We start from the raw sequence: 19,918 nt of genomic DNA on the forward strand, positions 1-19,918 counted from the left end.
CAGGAAGGAAGAGGGCTATGCGCTCCGGAGTCATCGCCCAGAAGGTCGGCATGACCCGCGTCTTTACAGACGGCGGTGAGCATGTGCCGGTCACGGTGCTGCGAGTCGAAAATTGCCAGGTGGTTGCTCATCGCACCGCCGAACGGAACGGCTATGTCGCGCTGCAGCTTGGCGTCGGCAAGGCGAAGGTGAAGAACGTCAGCAAGGCTGAGCGTGGGCACTTCGCGGTTGCGAATGTCGAGCCCAAGCGCAAGCTTGCCGAATTCGCCGTTGAAGAGGACGGTCTGATCCCGGTTGGTGCCGAGATCACGGTCGACCATTTCGTGGTGGGCCAGTTTGTCGACGTGACCGGTACCTCGACGGGTAAAGGTTTCGCCGGCGGCATGAAGCGGCACAATTTCGGCGGCCTGCGTGCAACGCACGGCGTGTCGGTTTCGCACCGCTCGATCGGCTCGACCGGCGGTCGTCAGGACCCTGGCAAGACGTTCAAGAACAAGCGGATGCCCGGTCACATGGGCGCCACGACGGTGACCACCCAGAACCTTCGGGTCGTGCAGACGGATGTCGCGCGCGGTCTGATCCTGGTCGAGGGTGCGGTTCCCGGCGTCGCCGGTGGCTGGATCACGGTGCGCGATGCGGTGAAGCGTAAGCTGCCGCAGGATGCGCCTAAGCCCGGCAAGTTCCGTCTGCCGAGCAATGGCGGCGTTGCCGAGAGCGGGGAGAGCGCGTGATGGAAATCAAGGTCAAGACGCTCGACGGCGCCGAGGCCGGTTCGGTCACGCTGTCCGACGACATTTTCGGCCTGGAGCCGCGTGCGGACATCCTGCACCGCATGGTGACGTGGCAGCTTGCCAAGCGGCAGGCTGGCACGCACAAGGTGAAGAACCGGGCGGAAATCAACCGGACCACCAAGAAGATCTATAAGCAGAAGGGCACCGGCGGTGCTCGTCACGGCTCGGCCCGCGTGCCGCAGTTCCGTGGCGGCGGTCGCGCGTTCGGCCCGCTGGTGCGCTCGTACGCCATCGATCTTCCGAAGAAGGTGCGCGTGCTGGGTCTCAAGCATGCGCTGTCGACCAAGGCGAAGAGCGAGGCGATCATCGTTCTCGACGCGCTGAGCCTGTCCGAGCCGAAGACCAAGGCGCTGAGCGAGCGTCTGTCGAAGCTCGGTCTGGCCAACGCGCTGGTGATCGACGGGGCCGAGGTGAACACGAATTTCGGCCTCGCCGCGCGCAACCTGCCGAACCTGGACGTGCTGCCGGTGCAGGGCATCAACGTCTACGACATTCTGCGGCGCGAAAAGCTGGTGCTGACCCGCGCTGCCGTTGAGGCGCTGGAGGCGCGATTCAAATGAGCATCGACCCGCGCCTCTATGATGTCATCGTCTCTCCGGTGATCACCGAAAAGGCGACGATGGCGTCCGAGAACAATCAAGTGGTGTTCAAGGTCGCCCGGACCGCGACGAAGCCGCAGATCAAGGAAGCGGTGGAGAAGCTGTTCGAGGTCAAGGTCGAGGCCGTCAACACCTTGGTCCGCAAGGGCAAGGTCAAGCGGTTCCGTGGCCGGATCGGCGAACAGTCCGACGTCAAGCGGGCGATCGTGACCCTCGCCGAGGGCCACAAGATCGACGTGACGACGGGCCTGTGAGGCGACGGGGAGACTGAAAATGGCTTTGAAGACATTTAAGCCCGTCACGCCGTCGCAGCGCCAGTTGGTGCTGGTCGACCGGTCGACGCTGTGGAAGGGCAAGCCGGTCAAGGCGCTGACGGTCGGCAAGTCGTCCAGCGGCGGCCGCAACAATATGGGGCGGATCACGGTCCGTTTCCGCGGCGGCGGCCACAAGCAATCCTACCGCTTGGTCGACTTCAAGCGGTTGAAGCGCGATATGCCGGCGACGGTTGAGCGGCTCGAGTACGATCCCAACCGGTCGGCGTTCATCGCGCTGATCCGGTACGAGGACGGCACGCTCAGCTACATTCTGGCGCCGCAGCGGCTGTCGCCGGGCGACGCCGTGATCGCTGGCCGTCAGGTCGACGTGAAGCCGGGCAACGCCATGCCGCTCAGCTCGGCGCCGGTCGGCACGATCGTGCACAATGTCGAGATGAAGGCGGGCAAGGGCGGGCAGATTGCGCGCTCGGCCGGCACCTACGCGCAGATCGTCGGTCGCGACCAGGGTTACGTCATCCTGCGTCTCAACTCCGGTGAGCAGCGCTTGGTCTCGGGTGCCTGCTACGCGACGGTCGGTGCGGTGTCCAACGCCGATCACATGAACGTCTCGAGCGGCAAGGCCGGACGCTCGCGGTGGCTCGGGTTCCGCCCGCACAACCGCGGCGTGACGATGAACCCGATCGATCATCCGCACGGCGGTGGTGAAGGCCGTACCTCGGGTGGCCGTCATCCGGTGACGCCGTGGGGCTTCCCGACCAAGGGCAAAAAGACGCGCAGCAACAAGCGGACCGACAAGTTTATCGTGTCGAGCCGTCACGCTCGCAAGAAGAAGTGAGGATTGGCGATGGCGCGTTCGGTCTGGAAGGGCCCGTTCGTCGACGGCTTTCTGCTCAAGAAGGCAGAAGCTGCGCGCGGCTCGGGCCGCGCCGAGGTGATCAAGATCTGGAGCCGCCGCTCCACGATCCTGCCGCAGTTCGTCGGCCTCACCTTCGGCGTCTATAACGGCAACAAGCACGTTCCGGTGTACGTGAGCGAGGACATGGTCGGGCATAAGTTCGGCGAGTTCTCGCCGACCCGGACATTCCACGGCCACGCGGCCGACAAGAAAGCCAAGCGGAAGTGAGGCGAGGTCGTCATGGGTAAGCCGGCGCGCGAGCGCACACTTAAAGATAGCGAGGCGATGGCCCAGGCGCGCAATCTGCGCGTCAGCCCGCAGAAGCTCAACCTGGTTGCGGGCCTGATCCGCGGCAAGAAGGTTGCGAGCGCGCTGGCCGACCTCGAATTTTCGAAGAAGCGCATCGCAAAAGACGTTCGCAAGTGCTTGGAATCGGCTATCGCCAATGCGGAGAACAATCACAATCTGGACGTCGATGATCTGATCGTCGCCGACGCCCACGTCGGCAAGTCGATGGTCATCAAGCGGTTCGTTCCGCGTGGCCGTGGTCGTGTCGGACGGATTTTGCGGGCGTTTTCGAATATCACCATCGTCGTCCGCCAGGTCGAGGCGGCTGCCTCCGAGTGAGAGGCCGGAGAGCAACATGGGTCAGAAGGTCAATCCGATCGGGCTTCGGCTCGGCATCAACCGGACCTGGGACAGCCGCTGGTTCGCCACAAAGGGCGAGTACGGCAAGCTGCTCCATGAGGATATGGAAATCCGGCGTCAGCTCCAGAAGGAGCTGAAGCAGGCCGCGGTGTCGCGCATCATCATCGAGCGTCCGCACAAGAAGTGCCGCGTCACCATCCACTCGGCTCGTCCGGGCGTGGTGATCGGCAAGAAGGGCGCCGACATCGACAAGCTGCGTAAGCGCATCGGTGCGCTGACGAAATCGGAAGTGGTTCTGAATATCGTCGAGAACCGCAAGCCGGAGGTCGATGCCAAGCTGGTGGCCGAGTCGATCGCCCAGCAGCTGGAGCGCCGCGTGGCGTTCCGCCGGGCCATGAAGCGCGCCGTTCAGTCGGCGATGCGTCTGGGCGCCGAGGGCATTCGTATCAACTGCTCGGGGCGTCTTGGCGGTGCCGAGATCGCGCGCATGGAGTGGTATCGCGAAGGTCGCGTGCCGCTGCACACGCTGCGCGCGGATATCGACTACGGTCAGGCCACGGCGTTCACGACCTACGGCACCTGCGGCGTGAAGGTGTGGATCTTCAAGGGCGAGATCCTCGAGCACGACCCGATGGCGCAGGACAAGCGCCTGGCGGAAGCCGAGCCGTCCTCTGGTCGCTCGCGTCGCGACCAGGCGGTCTGAAGATAGGGAAACGGACGGCGAGCCATGCTGCAGCCCAACCGAACGAAATTTCGCAAGGCCCACAAGGGCCGCATTCACGGTGTCGCCACCGCCGGGACCTCGCTCAATTTCGGCCAGTTCGGCCTGAAGGCGATGGAGCCGGAGCGTGTCACCGCGCGTCAGATCGAAGCGGCCCGCCGCGCGATGACGCGCCACATGAAGCGCGCCGGGCGCGTCTGGATCCGAGTGTTTCCGGACGTGCCGGTGTCGAAGAAGCCGGCCGAAGTCCGCATGGGCTCCGGCAAGGGCGCTCCCGAATTGTGGGTGGTTCGGGTGAAGCCCGGCCGCATCCTGTTCGAGATCGACGGCGTGTCGAACGAACTGGCGCGCGAAGCGCTGACCCTGGCGGCTGCGAAGCTGCCGATCAAGACGCGCTTCGTGGCGCGCATCGCCGAGTGAGGAGGTTGCCGTGAAGGCGTCCGACGTGCGGGTGATGACGCCCGACCAGATCGCAGACGAGGTCCTGAAGCTCAAGAAGGAGCAGTTCAATCTGCGCTTTCAGCGGGCGACGGGACAGCTCGAAAATACCGCGCGCGTGCGCGCCGTGCGCCGCGATATCGCGCGGCTGAAGACCATCGCCGCCGAAAAGCGCGCCGCTGCGCCGGCCAAGGGTTGAGGAGACGACTATGCCGAAGCGCGTGCTGGAAGGCACCGTGGTGAGCGACAAGCAGGACAAGACCGTCGTGGTTCGTGTCGAGCGGCGCTTTACCCATCCGGTGCTGAAGAAGACCGTCCGGCGGTCGAAGAAGTTTCACGCCCACGACGAGGCGAACAAGTTCAAGGTCGGTGATACCGTCTCCATCCAGGAGCACTCCCCGATCTCGAAGCTGAAGCGCTGGATCGTGGTCGAAAACGAGAGCAAGTGACGGAATCGTCCGTCGAATAAATTTGAATCCCCGCGAGGCACCATGAGAGTGTCGCGCGACCGCGAGAGGACGGTGCGTCATGATTCAGATGCAGACCAATCTCGACGTGGCGGACAATTCCGGCGCGCGCCGTGTCATGTGCATCAAGGTGCTGGGCGGCTCGAAGCGCAAGTACGCCCATGTCGGCGACATCATTGTGGTGTCGGTCAAGGAGGCGATCCCGCGCGGTCGCGTCAAGAAGGGCGACGTGATGAAGGCGGTCGTCGTCCGCACGGCGAAGGATATCCGTCGGCCTGACGGATCGGTGATCCGGTTCGACCGCAATGCGGCCGTGCTGATCAACAACCAGAAAGAGCCGATCGGCACCCGTATCTTTGGACCGGTGCCGCGCGAGCTTCGGGCGAAGAACCATATGAAGATCATCTCGCTCGCCCCGGAGGTGCTGTGATGGCGGCGAAAATTCGCAAGGGCGACAAGGTTGTCGTGCTGACCGGCCGCGACAAGGGCCGCAGCGGCGAGGTGATCGAGGTTCGTCCCACCGAGGGACGGGCTTTGGTGCGCGGCGTCAACATCGTCAAGCGCCACCAGCGGCAGACCCAGACGCAGCAGGGCGGCATCATCTCCAAGGAGGCGCCGATCCAGCTGTCCAATCTCGCGGTCGCCGACCCTAAGGATGGCAAGCCGAGCCGCGTCGGTTTCCAGGTGCTCGATGACGGTCGCAAGGTGCGGATCGCCAAGCGGTCGGGAGAACGGATCGATGGCTGATAAGAATCCGAAGACCGGTGCCGTGCAGGCGCCGAAGAAGGACAAGGCTGGCGCTGGCAAGGGCGCCAAGGAAGCCAAGGCTACGCCGAAGGCGAAGCCGGCTGGCGGCGTGGAGATCGCCGTGCCGCCGGCGCGCCTGCGGATTTTCTTCGACGAGGTGGTTCGTCCGAAGCTGATCGAAGAGTTTGGGTACAAGAACCGGTTCGAAGTGCCGGTGATCGAAAAGATCGTGCTCAACATGGGCGTGGGCGAGGGCACTGCGGACCGCAAGAAGGTCGAGAACGCGGCGGCCGATCTCGCGCTGATCGCCGGTCAGAAGCCGGTCATCACCAATGCGCGCAAGTCGATCGCGACGTTCAAGCTGCGCGAGGGCCAGGCCATCGGTGCCAAGGTCACGCTGCGCAAGGCGCGCATGTACGAGTTTCTGGACCGGCTCGTGAACATGGCGCTGCCCCGCGTGCGTGACTTCCGCGGCCTGTCGCCGAAGAGCTTTGATGGGCGCGGCAACTATGCGCTCGGTCTCAAGGAGCACATCGTGTTCCCGGAGATCAACTACGATAAGGTCGAGCAGATTTGGGGTCTCGACATTGTCGTCTGCACCACCGCGCGCACCGACGACGAGGCGCGCGCGCTGCTGCGCCACTTCAATTTCCCCTTCCGGCAGTGAGACGAGCGTCTCAGACGCGGAACACGGAGTGACACATGGCCAAGACCAGTGCCATCGAGAAGAACAAATTTCGCCGCAAGCTGGTTGAGCAGTATGCGGTTCGGCGCGCCAAGCTGAAGGCGACGGCCGACGACAAGTCGCTGCCGATCGAGGAGCGCTTTGCCGCCCGGCTGAAGCTGGCCGAGCTGCCGCGCAACTCGTCCAAGACCCGCATCCGGAACCGCTGCGAGGTTACCGGCCGCCCGCGCGCCAACTACCGCAAGCTCAAGATGAGCCGCGTGGCGCTGCGCGAGCTCGGTTCGCAGGGGCTGATCCCCGGCCTCGTCAAGTCGTCCTGGTGAGGAGGGTCGCGTAAATGCTCAACGATCCGATCGGGGACATGATCACCCGCATCCGCAATGCCCAGCTTCGGCGGCGCAACTCGGTTTCCACGCCGGGTTCGAAATTGCGCGGCCGCGTGCTGGAAGTGTTGAAGTCGGAAGGCTTCATCCGCGGTTACACCACGACGGAGCACGCCTCCGGCCGCACCGAGTTCGAGGTCGAGCTGAAGTATTTCGACGGACTGCCGGTGATCAAGAGCATCGACCGTGTGTCGAAGCCGGGCCGGCGTGTCTATGCGTCTGTCGACAAGCTGCCGCACGTTATGAACGGGCTCGGCGTTGCGATCGTCTCAACGCCGAAGGGCGTGATGGCGGATCACGAGGCGCGCTCGCAGAACGTCGGCGGCGAAATCCTCTGCACCGTGTTCTAAGCGGGGGAGGGATTTAACATGTCTCGAATTGGTAAAAAGGCGGTCGTGGTGCCGAGCGGCGTGACCGCTTCGGTCAATGGCCAGACCGTCAAGGTGAAGGGCCCGAAGGGCGAGCTTTCGGTTGTGCTGGTCGGCGAGGTTGCGGTTGCACTCGACGGCGGCGAGATCAAGGTTACGCCCCGCGCCGAAACGCAGCGCCATCGCGCGATGTGGGGCCTGTCCCGCACCCTGGTGAACAACCTGGTGGTTGGCGTCACCAAGGGCTACGAAGACAAGCTCGAGATCACCGGCGTCGGCTATCGCGCGGCGGTGCAGGGCAAGAATCTGCAGCTCGCGCTCGGCTATTCGCACGACGTGCTCTTTCCGATCCCGGACGGGATCCAGATCGCGACGCCGAAGCCGACCGAGATCGTGGTGTCCGGCATCGACAAGCAGAAGGTCGGGCAGGTTTCGGCCGAGATCCGCGAGTTCCGTCCGCCGGAGCCTTACAAGGGCAAGGGCGTTCGGTACGCTGGCGAGTTCATCTTCCGCAAGGAAGGCAAGAAGAAGTAATGGGGCGCTGAGATGGCCAAGAATTCTGTCGTTACGGCCCGGCGCGTCCACCGCGTGCGCCGCGCCCTCAAGGCAGCGGCGAACGGGCGTTTGCGGCTGTCCGTGCATCGCTCGGGTCTTCATATCTACGCCCAGGTCATTGATGACACCAAGGGCGTGACGGTCTGCTCGGCGTCCTCGCTGGAGAAGGACCTGCGCGGCACGTTGAAGACCGGCGCCAACGTTGAGGCGGCGAAGACCATCGGCAAGGTGTTGGCCGAGCGCGCCGTCGCAAAGGGCGTGAAGCAGGTCGTGTTCGACCGCGGCGGCTACCTCTATCATGGGCGCGTGAAGGCGCTCGCCGACGCGGCCCGCGAGGGTGGCCTGGAGTTCTGACGGATCTTAGCGGACGGGACGTCCCGAGGAGATAGAAGAAATGGCGAGAGAGCGTCAGCGCGACCGGGACCGTGAGCGCGAAGATCGCGACAGCGGCTTCGTCGACAAGCTCGTCCACATCAATCGCGTCGCCAAGGTGGTGAAGGGCGGCCGTCGGTTCGGCTTCGCCGCGCTGGTGGTGGTTGGCGATCAGAAGGGCCGGGTCGGCTTCGGCCATGGCAAGGCGCGCGAAGTGCCGGAGGCGATCCGCAAGGCCACCGAGTCGGCCAAGCGGGGCATGATCCGGGTGCCGCTGCGCGAAGGCCGCACGCTGCATCACGACATTGCCGGCCATCACGGCGCCGGACGTGTGCTGCTGCGCGCTGCCCCGGCCGGTACCGGCATCATCGCCGGCGGCCCGATGCGCGCGGTGTTCGAGACCTTGGGCATGGCCGACGTTGTGGCCAAGTCGATGGGTTCGTCGAATCCCTACAACATGGTGCGGGCGACTTTCGACGCCCTGAAGCACCAGGACAATCCGCGCTCGGTGGCGGCGCGGCGCGGTCTCAAGGTGTCGGCGCTGCAAAGCCGTCGCCGTGACGTCGACGCCGAAGCGACCGACTGAGCGAAGAACAGGACGAACGGAGTCGCCCCATGGCCAGTTCCGCGGAGAACACCGTAACGGTCGAGCAGACCGGCAGCCCGATCCGGCGCCGGCAGGATCAGCGCGCCACGCTGATCGGCCTCGGCCTCAACAAGATCGGGCGCCGCAGCACGTTGCCGGATACTCCGTCCGTGCGCGGTATGATCGACAAGGTCGCGCACCTCGTGCGTGTCGTTAACGGCGCTTGAAGCGCGCGAGCGGAGATCAAGCGATGAAGCTCAACGAAATCAAAGACAACGAAGGCTCGCGCAAGTCGCGGCTCCGTATCGGCCGCGGCATCGGCTCCGGCATGGGCAAGACCGGCGGTCGCGGCGGCAAGGGCCAGACCGCGCGTTCGGGCGTGCGCATCAAAGGCTTCGAGGGCGGCCAGATGCCGCTGCATCGGCGTCTGCCGAAGCGTGGCTTCAACAACATCTTCCGGCTCGACTTCAACGAGCTGACGCTCGAGCGGCTGCAGCGCGCGCTGACGGCCGGCAAGCTCGACGTCAGCCAGCCGGTGACGGTCGAGGCGCTGGTTTCGGCCGGGGTGTTGCGTCGCGTCAAGGACGGCGTCCGGCTGCTTGGCACCGGCGAGATCACCACCAAGGTCGATCTGGTCGTCGATCACGCCACGGCGTCGGCAAAGGCCGCGGTCGAGGCGCTCGGCGGCTCGGTCACGGTGATCGAGAAGCCGTCAGCTGCCGCTGAGACGGCTTGAACTTCGAGCTTCCGCGCGTCAACTGAGACGAGCAGAGAGCAGGAGCACGGGTCATGGTGTCGGCGGCGGAACAGCTCGCAGCGAACTTGAATTTCTCCGCTCTCGGCAAGGCCGAAGAGCTGAAGCGGCGTATCTGGTTCACGCTTGCCGCGCTGGTGGTCTATCGGCTCGGCACGCATATTCCGCTGCCGGGCATCGATCCGCAGGCGCTCGCTGACTTGTTCAAGCAGCAGCAGAGCGGAATCCTTGGCCTGTTCAACATGTTTGCGGGCGGAGCGGTTGGCCGTATGGCCATCTTCGCCCTCAACATCATGCCGTACATCTCAGCGTCGATCATCATTCAGTTGATGACGTCGGTGTCGCCGACGCTGGAAGCGCTTAAGAAGGAAGGCGAGCAGGGCCGCAAGCAGCTCAACCAGTACACCCGGTATCTCACCGTGGTGCTGGCGTCGTTCCAGGCGTGGGGCATTGCGGTTGGATTGCAGGGCTCGGGCAACGTGGTGTCGGAGCCCGGCCTGTTCTTCCTGATCTCGACCACCATCACGCTGGTCGGTGCCACCATGTTCCTGCTGTGGCTCGGTGAGCAGATCACCGCGCGCGGCGTCGGCAACGGTGTGTCGCTGATCATCTTTGCCGGCATCGTGGCGGAGTTGCCGTCGGGCATTGCCGGCACGCTCGAACTCGGCCGCCAAGGCGCGATTTCGACCGCGGTGATCCTGATCCTGCTGGTGATGGCGGCGGTGGTGGTCGGCTTCGTGGTGTTCATGGAGCGGGCGCAGCGCCGGCTGCTGATCCAGTACCCGAAGCGCCAGGTCGGCAACCGGATGTTCGAGGGGCAATCCTCGCACCTGCCGCTGAAGATCAATACCGCTGGCGTCATTCCGCCGATCTTTGCCTCCTCGCTGCTGCTGCTGCCGACCACGGCTGCCAATTTCAGCGCCGGGCAGGGCGGGGGCTGGCTGACCACGATCACGTCGCTGCTCGGCCATGGCCAGCCGCTGTTCATGGTGCTGTATGTGTCGATGATCGTGTTCTTCACGTTCTTCTACACGGCCATCGTGTTCAATCCGCAGGAGACTGCGGACAACCTGAAGAAGTACGGCGGCTTCATCCCCGGCATCCGGCCGGGTGAGCGGACGGCGGAATATATCGATTACGTCCTGACCCGCATCACGGTGCTCGGCGCGCTCTATATCTCGCTGGTGTGCGTCATCCCCGAGATCCTGATCTCGTACGCGGCGGTGCCATTCTATCTCGGCGGCACGTCGATCCTGATCGTGGTGACGGTGACGATGGATACGGTCTCCCAGGTCCAGGGACATCTCTATGCCCACCAGTACGGAGACCTGATTAAGAAGGCGAATCTGAAGGGGAGACGTCGATGAGGCTGGTGCTGCTGGGGCCGCCGGGGGCGGGAAAGGGCACGCAAGCACAACGCCTGACGACACGGCACGGCATCGTTCAGTTGTCGACGGGGGATATGCTGCGGGCCGCGGTGGCAGCGGCCACGCCGGTCGGTCTGAAGGCCAAGGACATCATGGCCCGCGGCGAGCTGGTTCCGGACGAGGTGGTGGTGGCGATCGTCGCCGACCGTATCGACCAGCCGGACTGCGCCAAGGGGTTCGTGCTCGACGGCTTCCCGCGCACGCCGGGTCAGGCCGAGGCGCTGGGGGCGATGCTGACCGAGAAGGGGCTCAAGCTCGACGGCGTGGTCGAACTTGTGGTCGACCATTCGGCGCTGGTGAAGCGAATCGAGACCCGTGTTGCCGAAATGACGGCGCGCGGCGAGGCGGTTCGCGCCGACGACAATCCGGAGGCGCTGGCCAAGCGGCTCGACGCCTACAAGGCTCAGACCGCGCCGCTGTCGGAGCATTATCGCAAGACGGGCCTCCTCAAAGAGGTCGACGGCATGCAGACGATCGACCAGGTCACCGAATCGATCGACCGCGTGCTCGGCGTTGCCGCCTGACGACCGTCCGGGATGGACGGCCGGCGGGCTGAGGCCACGCTCTGGGTGAATTTTCCCTACCGGCGCACGCCGATAGGGGCGGTTTGCCCGGTAAGAGGTTGACGGACCTCGCAACTGACAGTATGACCCGGCGAACAATCACGACGGCGCCGGGTCTTCCGAGGAGGGCCGGGTGCCGCGTACCCGTTTCGTCGGTCCGCTTCGGTCGCCTGAGACCCATGAGACCGGCCGCTAGGCCGCCGCAGGAGAGAACAACCGTGGCCCGCATCGCAGGCGTCAATATTCCGACCAACAAGCGCGTCATCATCGCGCTGCAGTACATCCACGGCATCGGGGCGAAGAAGGCCTCGGAAATCACCGAAAAGGTGGGCATTCCGGCCGAGCGGCGGGTCAACCAGCTCACCGATCAGGAAGTGCTCCAGATCCGCGAGACCATCGACCGTGACTACATGGTCGAGGGCGATCTGCGCCGTGACGTGCAGCTCAACATCAAGCGTCTGATGGATCTCGGCTGCTATCGCGGCCTCCGTCACCGCCGCGGTCTGCCGGTGCGCGGTCAGCGCACCCACACCAATGCGCGCACCCGCAAGGGTCCCGCGAAGCCGATCGCCGGCAAGCGGAAGTGATGTCGGGCGCGGCTGGGCCGCGCTCGGTACGGCCTGGGCGAGCGTCGCTCGCCCGGAACGTTCGTGCCGCGTCGGCACGTCGAATGGAACGAGGTGGCGGGGGACAGGCCCGGCCGCGACTCAACAACGATAGTCCCGAGCGCCTGGAACGACGGGCGCGCCTGAAGGATCAGAGCTAATGGCTAAAGAAGCTACCGGTCGCGTCCGTCGCCGCGAACGCAAGAACATCGCCTCGGGCGTGGCGCACGTGAACGCCTCGTTCAACAACACCATGATCACCATCACCGATGCCCAGGGCAACACCATTGCGTGGTCGTCGGCCGGTCAGATGGGGTTCAAGGGCTCCCGCAAGTCGACCCCTTACGCGGCCCAGGTCGCCGCCGAGGATTGCGCCCGCAAGGCCGCCGAACACGGCATGCGCACGCTGGAGGTCGAGGTGGCGGGGCCGGGCTCCGGCCGCGAGTCGGCGCTGCGCGCGCTGCAGGCCGCGGGGTTCACCGTGACCTCGATCCGCGACGTGACGGCGATCCCGCACAATGGTTGCCGGCCGCGCAAGCGGCGCCGCGTCTGACCCTCGTGCGCGTTCTGCGCGTTGATTTGGCGCGTTCCCCCCAGCCCGAGGGCCGGTCGCCGGCCCGCCGCCCACCTGAAGGGTGAGACCCCGTGATCCATAAGAACTGGCAAGAGCTGATCAAGCCCGAGAAGCTGCAGGTGCAGCCGGGAACGGACCCGCGCCGTATCGCGACCGTGATTGCCGAGCCGCTGGAACGCGGTTTCGGCACCACGCTCGGCAATGCGCTGCGCCGGGTGCTGCTGTCGTCGCTGCAGGGTGCGGCGGTGACCAGCGTCCACATCGACGGCGTGCTGCACGAGTTCTCGTCGATCCCCGGTGTCCGCGAGGACGTCACCGACATCGTGCTCAACATCAAGGACGTCGCCATCAAGATGCAGGGCGACGGGCCGAAACGCATGGTGGTGCGCAAGTCGGGGCCGGGCGTGGTCACGGCGGGCGACATCCAGACGGTTGGCGACATCAATATCCTCAATCCGGATCTGGTGCTGTGCACGCTGGACGAGGGCGCCGAGATCCGCATGGAGTTCACGGTTGCCACCGGCAAGGGCTATGTTGCCGCCGATCGCAACCGGCCGGAGGATGCCCCGATCGGGCTCATTCCGGTCGACAGCCTCTATTCGCCGGTCAAGAAGGTGTCGTACCGCATCGAGAACACCCGCGAGGGCCAGATTCTCGACTACGACAAGCTGACGATGACGGTCGAGACCAATGGCGCGCTGTCGCCTGACGATGCGCTGGCCTACGCCGCGCGCATCCTGCAGGACCAGCTCGACATCTTCGTGAATTTCGAGGAGCCCAAGCGGGCGGTCGAGACGCCGGCCATTCAGGAGCTGCCGTTCAATCCGGCTCTGCTCAAGAAGGTCGACGAACTCGAACTGTCGGTGCGGTCGGCGAACTGCCTGAAGAACGACAACATCGTCTATATCGGCGATTTGATCCAGAAGACCGAGGCGGAAATGCTCCGCACCCCGAACTTCGGACGCAAGTCGCTGAACGAAATCAAGGAAGTGCTGGCGGCGATGGGCCTGCACCTGGGCATGGAAGTGCCCGGCTGGCCGCCCGAGAACATCGACGATCTCGCCAAGCGTTTCGAAGATCATTATTGAGCCATAGGCCCCGGTTCGCCGGGCACGAGGGACGACCGCGGCGCCGGTCGAGAGCATCATGAACCACGGCAAGGCCGGCCGGCGCTTCAGCCGGACAGTTGAGCACCGCAAGGCGATGTTCGCCAATATGGCGGCGGCCCTGATCAAGCACGAGCAGATCCTGACGACGCTGCCGAAGGCCAAAGACCTTCGTCCGGTGGTCGAAAAGCTGGTGACGCTCGGCAAGCGCGGCGATCTGCACGCCCGCCGTCAGGCCATCGCCCAGATCCGCGACGTCGCGATGGTGAAGAAGCTGTTCGACGTTCTCGGGCCGCGTTACGCGGGCCGCAACGGCGGTTATTGCCGTATCGTGAAGGCGGGCTATCGCTTCGGCGACTGCGCCCCGGTGGCGGTGATCGAGTTCGTCGACCGTGACGTCACCGCGAAGGGCAAGGACTCCGGTCCGGTCGAGGCCGCTGCGGCGTGACGTTTGCGGGCGGTTTCCCGATCACGACGTGATCGGTGAAACCTCACGTTACTCAATGATGAGGCGGCTTCGGCTGCCTCTTTTCGTTTTGGGGCTGTTTGGCGCGACCTCGGTGCCCGCCACTGCGCGGCCGCTTGCCCGCGCCACGCGGGTGGCGGCAGCGAGCCGAATTCATGCCGGCGGCCGTTGAGCTTGGCCTTCCACCGACGCCAGATCGCCTCATCCTGAGGGCCCGCGACAGCGGGCGCCTCGAAGGATGAGTGGACTCAAGAGCCGAGGTCGGCCCCATGCTTCGGGTCGGCTGCGTCGCAGCCTCCTCACCATGAGGCCGAAAAAAGCTCAGCCTTCAGGGCCGCGGGTATATGTCTTTGAGATATCGCATTTTCTTTCGCACAACCGGAACCCACTTGTGCGGAAAATGCTCTAGGGCGCCCGTTTGACCTCCGAGCAGCTGATGACGGTGGAGTTGGTCTTGCCGCCGGCGTGCGAATAGCAGAACGAGACGGTGTCGTTGTCGTCGAGTTGGCCGTTGAGGTAGCCGTCGGTGTCGGCAATCACCAGGGTCTTGTTGCCGCGGCCGGTGAGTTCACCGATGAAGGGCTCGTCGGTCTTCTCGTCGCGGTTCGAGATGGTCGTCACCCCCCAGAAGCGGCGGCCGTCCTGGCCGGTGACGTTGAACACCAAGTCTTTTTCGTGAAAGGCCGGCTTCTCGAAGGTCCCGCTGCTGGTCGGCCAATGTCCGCCGCTGCCGGCGACGATGGTATGGGTCTTTCCGACCCATTTGCCCTTGATGTCGGGAGTGGGATCGGCCGCGAGCGCCGAGGCTGACCACACCGCCAGCGCTGCAACCGCGAATATCGGGCTGGTCCGGAGGCTCGAAGATGTCTTGGTCATATCGTCACCTGGTCTGGTTCGAGTTGTCACAAGACGAAAATATGCCGTTCGTCACAAAAGTCGCCTGAGTAAGCGCGCGTCTAAAGCCAAGCTTGTGCGAGATGAAGTCGGCGTTCGATCTGGTTTGGTTCTGAGCTTGAGCGTGTTGGGTATCGACGGCACGGATGGCCAAATAGAGCCGAACTTTACGATGGGGAGGCTGGTTTCAGTGTCGGACGGCAGTCTAATTATGGTACATGGTTCCTGTCTCGGTTCAAGCGACGAGGTGCGAGGGCCGACCCTGACCGCGGGCCTGGCAATCGCCGCAACCCGTGCGAGAATGTCGGCGCGAGCCTGGCGCAACGCGGCGAGGTGATCTTGGCGGCCCGTGTGCCACGGTCCGCTCTTTTTTCGAATCTTGGGGGCGCCTATATCGACCGGGAATGTCCGGCGGGCTCGCCGCCACACCGCCTTGAGGGTTAAGGCTCACCATGCAGCGCCATTCGCCCGTTTGCCTCGCCGCCGCGTTTGCCGCGGCCCTTGCTGCCGCGCCGGTCCAGGCCGAGGCTTTTCTGCGCGCGACGCCGGAGTCGCCGCAGCAGATTGCACTGTCGTTTGCGCCGGTCGCGGCGCGAACCGCCCCGGCGGTCGTCAACGTGTTTGCGCTGAAGACCAGCCCGCAGCCGAGCAACCATCCGTTTTTCGAAGATCCGTTCTTCCGCCGCTTCTTCGGCGACCGTGGCTTTGGCGTTCCGCGCGAGAAGGTGCAGCGCTCGCTCGGCTCCGGCGTCATCGTCGATTCCAGCGGTCTCGTCGTCACCAACCATCATGTCATCGAGGGCGCCGACCAAATCCGCGTGGTGCTGACCGATAAACGCGAGCTTGCGGCCGAGCTGGTGCTGCGCGATCCGCGTTCCGACCTTGCGGTGCTGCGCATGGTTGATCCCGGCAAGTTTCCCACCGTCGAGCTGGGCGATTCCGACGCGCTCCAGGTCGGCGATCTGGTGCTGGCGATCGGCAATCCGTTCGGTGTCGGCCAGACCGTGACGCAGGGCATCGTGTCGGCGCTGGCGCGCAGCCAGGTCGGCGTCACCGACTTTCAGTCGTTCATCCAGACCGACGCGGCCATCAACCCCGGCAATTCGGGCGGCGCGCTGGTCGACATGGCGGGCAAGCTGGTCGGCATCAACACCGCGATCTTCAGCCGGTCGGGCGGCAGCCACGGCATCGGCTTCGCCATTCCGTCAAACATGGTCCGGGTGGTGGTGGAGTCGGCACGTAGCGGCAGCAGCCGGGTGAAGCGGCCGTGGCTCGGCGCGCAGCTTCAGCCGGTCACCTTGGAGATTGCCGAGGGCCTGGGACTGTCGCGCCCGGTCGGGGCGCTGGTGGCGGATGTTCCGGCGGGAACGCCGGCGGCAAAGGGCGGGCTCCAGCGCGGCGACGTCATTATCGCCGTCGATGGCCAGCCGGTCGACGATCCGGCCGGCCTCGGCTTCAAGCTGGCGACGCGGCCGGTCGGCGGCAAGGCGGCCTTCACGGTCCACCGCGGCAATCGCGAGCAACAGCTGACCATCGCCCTCGAAGCGCCGCCGGAGTCGAGCGGGCGTGAGCAGCTCGTCATCAAGGCGCGCTCGCCGTTCGCGGGTGTCACGGTGGCGGCGCTCGACGCGGCGCTGGCCGACGAAATGCGCTTGCCGTTCAACGGCCAGAGCGTGGTGGTGGTGAAGGTCGAACGCGGCTCGCCGGCCGAACATGTCGGTTTCCAGGCCGGCGATCTCGTGCTCCAGGTCAATGGCGTGAACATCGGCACGCCGAGCGACCTCGACCGTGTCACCAAGGCCGGCGCGCGGCTGTGGCGGCTGGTGGTGCAGCGCGACGGCCAGACCGTCAGCATGGTGTTTGGCGGCTGACCCGGTTTTGAAATGGCCCGACGGTCCGAACCGACCCCTTCGCTGTTCGCCGCCGCCGGCCTCGAGACGGCGGCGCCGCGACCGCTGGCCGACCGCCTGCGGCCCAAGAAGCTGGCCGAGGTGGTGGGCCAGGACCATCTGGTCGGGCCGGACGGCGCGCTGAGCCGGCTGCTGGCCGGCCGCTCGCTCGGCTCGCTGATCTTCTGGGGTCCGCCTGGCACCGGCAAGACCACGGTGGCACGGCTGCTGGCGCAGGAAACCGACCTTCACTTCGAGCAGATTTCGGCGATCTTCACCGGCGTCGCCGATCTGAAAAAGGTGTTCGAGGCCGCCCGTGCCCGCCGCGAGATCGGCCAGGGCACGCTGTTGTTCGTCGACGAGATCCATCGTTTCAACCGTGCCCAGCAGGACGCCTTCCTGCCGGTGGTCGAGGACGGCACGGTGACGCTGGTCGGCGCCACCACCGAGAACCCGTCGTTCGAGCTCAACGCCGCGCTGTTGTCGCGGGCGCGGGTGCTGACGTTCCAGCCGCTCGATGCGGCGGCGATTCAACATCTGCTCGCAAGGGCCGAACTGGTCGAGGGAAAACCGCTGCCGCTGACGGACGGCGCGCGCGAGGCCATGGTCGGCATGGCCGATGGCGACGGCCGCGCCGCGTTGACGCTGGCGGAGGAGGTGTGGCGCGCTGCCAAGCCCGGCGAGACCTTCGACGTCACCGGCCTCACGGTGGTGGTGCAGCGCCGTGCTCCGATCTATGACAAGGATCGAGAAGGCCACTACAACCTCATATCGGCGCTGCATAAATCGGTGCGTGGCTCCGACCCCGACGCCGCGCTCTATTACCTTGCGCGCATGCTGGATGCCGGCGAGGACCCGCTGTTCCTGGCGCGGCGCATCGTGCGGATGGCGGTGGAGGACATCGGCCTCGCCGACCCGCAGGCGCTGGTGGTCGCCAATTCTGCCAAGGATGCTTTCGATTTTCTCGGCTCGCCGGAGGGCGAACTGGCGATCGCGCAGGCGGTGATCTACCTCGCCACCGCGCCGAAATCGAACGCGGCCTACAAGGCATTTGGTGCCGCCCGCCGCGCCGCCAAGGAGGGCGGCTCGCTGATGCCGCCCAAGCACATCCTCAACGCCCCGACCAAGCTGATGCAGTCGGAAGGCTACGGCGCCGGCTACGCCTACGACCACGACCTGCCGGAGGCGTTTTCGGGCCAGGACTATTTTCCGGAAGAACTCGGCCGGCGGAGCTTCTACCACCCGGTCGAGCGCGGCTATGAGCGCGAGCTGATCAAGCGGCTGGAGTATTGGGCCAAGCTCAGGCGCGAGCGGGCCGGGGGGTAATCCCGCTCCGAGCCCTTCGCTTCCGCTCCGCGACGACGGGAGCAGCGGCGTTCCCGCCGCCAACCGGGCGTGCTATGGCCCAGCGATGGGTTTCAAACGAAAGAACGTGTCATGAGAAGCGGACGGCAGGGGCCGCGCCAGCCCGGCGGCGGCCGGCAGATCGCCGGGCCGCGCGACCGCAATGCGAAGCCGGGGCGGGCCTCGGGCAAGGGGCCGGCCAAAGGGCCCGCCAAGTTCGGTGACAAGCCTCGGTTCGGTGACAAGCCGCGGTTCGACGATCGGGCCGACGCCACCGCGCCGAAGGGCCGGGCGTCGTTCAAGTCGGCCGAGGGGCGGATGCCAGGCCGGACTCCGGACCGGGGCTGGGAGCCGGACCGGGACTGGGAGTCGGACGGCCGCCCAACCAAGCCGCGGTCCGGCGGGCGCCGGGTCGAACGGTCGCGGTCCGACGCCGAAGGCGTTACTGATGAGGCGCCGCGCAGCGGCCGGCCGGGCGGCAAGGCGGCGGGCGCGCGGCGCGCAGATGCCGGCTCCGGCAGCCGGTCCGCCGCCGGCCAGCTTGGCGCCGGCCGGCCGGGGCCGGGCCGGGCCAAGGCCGGGTTCGACAAGCCGGTGCGGGCGGCCATCAGGCCGGTGAAGAGCGCGCCCGCGCCCGAGCCCATCACCACCTCCGTCCAGGTGATCGGCGTCAAGCCGGATGAGGCCGGCATGCGGCTCGATCGCTTCATCGAGGCCAAGTTCCCCGGCCTGTCGTTCGCCCACATCCAGCGCATCGTGCGCAAGGGCGAGGTCAGGCTCGACGGCAAGCGCGCCGACGGCAAGGACCGCGTCAATGCCGGCCAGCAGGTTCGGCTGCCGCCGCTGTCGGTGGCGCCGCCGCCCCAGCGCGACGACGAGGCCGCCACCAAGGCGCGCGCCACCCTGGCGCCGCTGGTGCTGTTCGAGGACGCCGACGTCATGGTGATCAACAAGCCGTTCGGCCTTGCGGTGCAGGGCGGCAGCGGCATGACCCGCCACGTCGACGGCCTGCTGATGGCGATGGCCGACGCCCGCGGCGAGCGGCCGCGCCTCGTCCACCGTCTCGACCGCGACACCACCGGCTGCCTCGTCATCGCCAAGACCCGCAAGGCGGCGAGCGAGCTGACCAAGAGCTTCCGCGCGCGCGGGGCCCGCAAGGTCTATTGGGCGCTGGTCAAGGGCGTGCCCAAGCCCAAGCAGGGCCGGGTCTCGACCTTCATCGCCCGTGGCGAGGGCGAGGAGAGCGAGCGCATGCGGGTCGCCCGCCACGGCGAGGAGGGCGCCGCCCACGCCGTCAGCTACTACGCGGTGGTGGAGACCGCCGGCGCCAAGCTCAGCTGGCTGTCGATGAAGCCGGTGACCGGCCGAACCCACCAGCTCCGCCTCCACGCCGCCACCATCGGCCACCCCATCGTCGGCGACCCGAAATATTTCGAGGTCGAGAACTGGGATTTGCCGGGCGGCATGCAGAACCGGCTGCACCTCCACGCCCGCCGCATCGTGATCCCGCACCCGCGCGGCGGTACCATCGACGTGACGGCGCCATTGCCGGACCATATGGCGCAGTCTTGGAACCTGCTTGGCTTCGACGCCAAGCGTTACGACCCGATCGAGGACGCGCCGGAGGAGTAGACGGCGCAGCGATCGATCGGCGGACCGCTTTCTGGCGCTCGCGCCGTCCCCGCCACAGCGGGGGGCGACGCGGGGTCGCGGCGGCGGCCGGCGGGTTGGCGCAAATCCGGTTTCCACTTTGCGGCAAAAGGCTC

At 66.0% G+C, this 19,918-nt stretch carries 29 protein-coding genes and 1 pseudogene; 29 read left to right on the top strand and 1 reads right to left on the bottom strand.

The genetic code is table 11. The annotated features are described in order from the left end of the window. Nucleotides 1-17 precede the first annotated feature (17 nt). The 26 genes and pseudogenes from rplC (at nucleotide 18) to rplQ (ending at nucleotide 14,007) form a co-directional block, all read left to right on the top strand. The gene (rplC, locus tag BVIR_RS06680) at nucleotides 18-731 is read left to right on the top strand and encodes a 50S ribosomal protein L3 (protein ID WP_055036994.1); all 714 of its coding nucleotides are present in this window, start codon (nucleotides 18-20) and stop codon (nucleotides 729-731) included. Further along, nucleotides 731-1,351, top strand: a complete 621-nt coding sequence (gene rplD / locus BVIR_RS06685) for a 50S ribosomal protein L4 (protein WP_055036995.1) — start codon at nucleotides 731-733, stop codon at nucleotides 1,349-1,351. The genes rplC and rplD overlap by 1 nt, the downstream gene beginning before the upstream one ends. Next, nucleotides 1,348-1,644, top strand: coding sequence for a 50S ribosomal protein L23 (locus tag BVIR_RS06690; RefSeq protein WP_055036996.1), 297 nt, complete (start codon nucleotides 1,348-1,350; stop codon nucleotides 1,642-1,644). Before rplD ends, BVIR_RS06690 begins: the two co-directional genes overlap by 4 nt. A 19-nt stretch (nucleotides 1,645-1,663) precedes the next feature. Continuing rightward, nucleotides 1,664-2,500, top strand: coding sequence for a 50S ribosomal protein L2 (rplB, locus tag BVIR_RS06695; RefSeq protein WP_055036997.1), 837 nt, complete (start codon nucleotides 1,664-1,666; stop codon nucleotides 2,498-2,500). 9 nt (nucleotides 2,501-2,509) lie between these two features. Further along, the gene (rpsS, locus tag BVIR_RS06700; protein WP_055036998.1) at nucleotides 2,510-2,788 is read left to right on the top strand and encodes a 30S ribosomal protein S19; all 279 of its coding nucleotides are present in this window, start codon (nucleotides 2,510-2,512) and stop codon (nucleotides 2,786-2,788) included. Nucleotides 2,789-2,800: 12 nt separating this feature from the next. Next, entirely contained in the window at nucleotides 2,801-3,187 is a 387-nt protein-coding gene (gene rplV / locus BVIR_RS06705; RefSeq protein ID WP_055036999.1) for a 50S ribosomal protein L22, read from the top strand. Between the two features lie 16 nt (nucleotides 3,188-3,203). After that, the gene (rpsC, locus tag BVIR_RS06710) at nucleotides 3,204-3,911 is read left to right on the top strand and encodes a 30S ribosomal protein S3 (RefSeq protein ID WP_055037000.1); all 708 of its coding nucleotides are present in this window, start codon (nucleotides 3,204-3,206) and stop codon (nucleotides 3,909-3,911) included. Nucleotides 3,912-3,935: 24 nt separating this feature from the next. Further along, entirely contained in the window at nucleotides 3,936-4,349 is a 414-nt protein-coding gene (gene rplP, locus BVIR_RS06715) for a 50S ribosomal protein L16 (RefSeq protein WP_055037001.1), read from the top strand. Nucleotides 4,350-4,359: 10 nt separating this feature from the next. Then, nucleotides 4,360-4,566, top strand: coding sequence for a 50S ribosomal protein L29 (rpmC, locus tag BVIR_RS06720; protein ID WP_055037002.1), 207 nt, complete (start codon nucleotides 4,360-4,362; stop codon nucleotides 4,564-4,566). Between the two features lie 10 nt (nucleotides 4,567-4,576). Further along, complete coding sequence (rpsQ, locus tag BVIR_RS06725) at nucleotides 4,577-4,816, top strand: 30S ribosomal protein S17 (RefSeq protein ID WP_055037003.1); 240 nt, start codon at nucleotides 4,577-4,579, stop codon at nucleotides 4,814-4,816. Between the two features lie 79 nt (nucleotides 4,817-4,895). Then, a complete protein-coding gene (gene rplN, locus BVIR_RS06730; RefSeq protein WP_055037004.1) occupies nucleotides 4,896-5,264 on the top strand; it encodes a 50S ribosomal protein L14 in 369 nt (122 codons plus the stop codon). Continuing rightward, the gene (gene rplX / locus BVIR_RS06735) at nucleotides 5,264-5,581 is read left to right on the top strand and encodes a 50S ribosomal protein L24 (RefSeq protein WP_055037005.1); all 318 of its coding nucleotides are present in this window, start codon (nucleotides 5,264-5,266) and stop codon (nucleotides 5,579-5,581) included. The genes rplN and rplX overlap by 1 nt, the downstream gene beginning before the upstream one ends. Next, complete coding sequence (gene rplE / locus BVIR_RS06740) at nucleotides 5,574-6,248, top strand: 50S ribosomal protein L5 (RefSeq protein ID WP_082416788.1); 675 nt, start codon at nucleotides 5,574-5,576, stop codon at nucleotides 6,246-6,248. Before rplX ends, rplE begins: the two co-directional genes overlap by 8 nt. A gap of 35 nt (nucleotides 6,249-6,283) precedes the next feature. After that, entirely contained in the window at nucleotides 6,284-6,589 is a 306-nt protein-coding gene (gene rpsN, locus BVIR_RS06745; RefSeq protein WP_055037006.1) for a 30S ribosomal protein S14, read from the top strand. Nucleotides 6,590-6,603: 14 nt separating this feature from the next. Next, nucleotides 6,604-6,999: a 30S ribosomal protein S8 gene (rpsH, locus tag BVIR_RS06750; RefSeq protein WP_055037007.1), complete on the top strand. Its 396-nt coding sequence runs from the start codon at nucleotides 6,604-6,606 to the stop codon at nucleotides 6,997-6,999. 18 nt (nucleotides 7,000-7,017) lie between these two features. Then, nucleotides 7,018-7,551 carry a 50S ribosomal protein L6 gene (rplF, locus tag BVIR_RS06755; RefSeq protein WP_055037008.1) on the top strand — a complete coding sequence of 178 codons (534 nt, stop codon included), beginning with the start codon at nucleotides 7,018-7,020 and terminating at the stop codon, nucleotides 7,549-7,551. A 12-nt stretch (nucleotides 7,552-7,563) separates the two neighbouring features. Continuing rightward, on the top strand, nucleotides 7,564-7,926 hold the full coding sequence (rplR, locus tag BVIR_RS06760) for a 50S ribosomal protein L18 (protein ID WP_055037009.1): 363 nt from the start codon (nucleotides 7,564-7,566) through the stop codon (nucleotides 7,924-7,926). 40 nt (nucleotides 7,927-7,966) lie between these two features. Further along, entirely contained in the window at nucleotides 7,967-8,530 is a 564-nt protein-coding gene (rpsE, locus tag BVIR_RS06765) for a 30S ribosomal protein S5 (protein WP_055037010.1), read from the top strand. A 29-nt stretch (nucleotides 8,531-8,559) separates the two neighbouring features. Then, nucleotides 8,560-8,757 carry a 50S ribosomal protein L30 gene (gene rpmD, locus BVIR_RS06770; protein WP_055037011.1) on the top strand — a complete coding sequence of 66 codons (198 nt, stop codon included), beginning with the start codon at nucleotides 8,560-8,562 and terminating at the stop codon, nucleotides 8,755-8,757. Between the two features lie 23 nt (nucleotides 8,758-8,780). Beyond that, nucleotides 8,781-9,266 (top strand): 50S ribosomal protein L15, encoded by a 486-nt coding sequence (gene rplO / locus BVIR_RS06775; protein WP_055037012.1) that lies wholly within the window; start codon nucleotides 8,781-8,783, stop codon nucleotides 9,264-9,266. 53 nt (nucleotides 9,267-9,319) lie between these two features. Beyond that, nucleotides 9,320-10,651: a preprotein translocase subunit SecY gene (gene secY, locus BVIR_RS06780; RefSeq protein WP_055037013.1), complete on the top strand. Its 1,332-nt coding sequence runs from the start codon at nucleotides 9,320-9,322 to the stop codon at nucleotides 10,649-10,651. Beyond that, nucleotides 10,648-11,220: pseudogene (locus tag BVIR_RS06785) on the top strand (adenylate kinase); the annotation flags it as partial. The gene secY and the pseudogene BVIR_RS06785, both read left to right, overlap by 4 nt. Nucleotides 11,221-11,492: 272 nt before the next feature. After that, nucleotides 11,493-11,861 carry a 30S ribosomal protein S13 gene (rpsM, locus tag BVIR_RS06790; protein ID WP_055037015.1) on the top strand — a complete coding sequence of 123 codons (369 nt, stop codon included), beginning with the start codon at nucleotides 11,493-11,495 and terminating at the stop codon, nucleotides 11,859-11,861. A 178-nt stretch (nucleotides 11,862-12,039) separates the two neighbouring features. Beyond that, nucleotides 12,040-12,432: a 30S ribosomal protein S11 gene (gene rpsK, locus BVIR_RS06795; protein WP_055037016.1), complete on the top strand. Its 393-nt coding sequence runs from the start codon at nucleotides 12,040-12,042 to the stop codon at nucleotides 12,430-12,432. A gap of 92 nt (nucleotides 12,433-12,524) precedes the next feature. Beyond that, complete coding sequence (locus tag BVIR_RS06800) at nucleotides 12,525-13,541, top strand: DNA-directed RNA polymerase subunit alpha (protein ID WP_055037017.1); 1,017 nt, start codon at nucleotides 12,525-12,527, stop codon at nucleotides 13,539-13,541. A 58-nt stretch (nucleotides 13,542-13,599) separates the two neighbouring features. Beyond that, a complete protein-coding gene (gene rplQ, locus BVIR_RS06805) occupies nucleotides 13,600-14,007 on the top strand; it encodes a 50S ribosomal protein L17 (RefSeq protein ID WP_055037018.1) in 408 nt (135 codons plus the stop codon). 423 nt (nucleotides 14,008-14,430) lie between these two features. Here rplQ and BVIR_RS06810 read toward each other — a convergent pair whose 3' ends face one another. Continuing rightward, nucleotides 14,431-14,901 (bottom strand): hypothetical protein, encoded by a 471-nt coding sequence (locus BVIR_RS06810; protein ID WP_055037019.1) that lies wholly within the window; start codon nucleotides 14,899-14,901, stop codon nucleotides 14,431-14,433. Between the two features lie 470 nt (nucleotides 14,902-15,371). On the opposite strand from BVIR_RS06810, the gene BVIR_RS06815 reads away from it, so the two are divergent. The 3 genes from BVIR_RS06815 (at nucleotide 15,372) to BVIR_RS06825 (ending at nucleotide 19,784) form a co-directional block, all read left to right on the top strand. Beyond that, nucleotides 15,372-16,790 (top strand): DegQ family serine endoprotease, encoded by a 1,419-nt coding sequence (locus tag BVIR_RS06815; RefSeq protein ID WP_055037020.1) that lies wholly within the window; start codon nucleotides 15,372-15,374, stop codon nucleotides 16,788-16,790. A 12-nt stretch (nucleotides 16,791-16,802) separates the two neighbouring features. Then, nucleotides 16,803-18,134 carry a replication-associated recombination protein A gene (locus tag BVIR_RS06820; RefSeq protein ID WP_055037021.1) on the top strand — a complete coding sequence of 444 codons (1,332 nt, stop codon included), beginning with the start codon at nucleotides 16,803-16,805 and terminating at the stop codon, nucleotides 18,132-18,134. Between the two features lie 111 nt (nucleotides 18,135-18,245). Continuing rightward, nucleotides 18,246-19,784 (top strand): RluA family pseudouridine synthase, encoded by a 1,539-nt coding sequence (locus BVIR_RS06825; RefSeq protein ID WP_145912048.1) that lies wholly within the window; start codon nucleotides 18,246-18,248, stop codon nucleotides 19,782-19,784. The last annotated feature ends 134 nt before the right edge of the window (nucleotides 19,785-19,918 follow it).

The sequence above is a fragment of the Blastochloris viridis genome, assembly GCF_001402875.1.
In the GTDB taxonomy this organism is placed as follows: domain Bacteria; phylum Pseudomonadota; class Alphaproteobacteria; order Rhizobiales; family Xanthobacteraceae; genus Blastochloris; species Blastochloris viridis.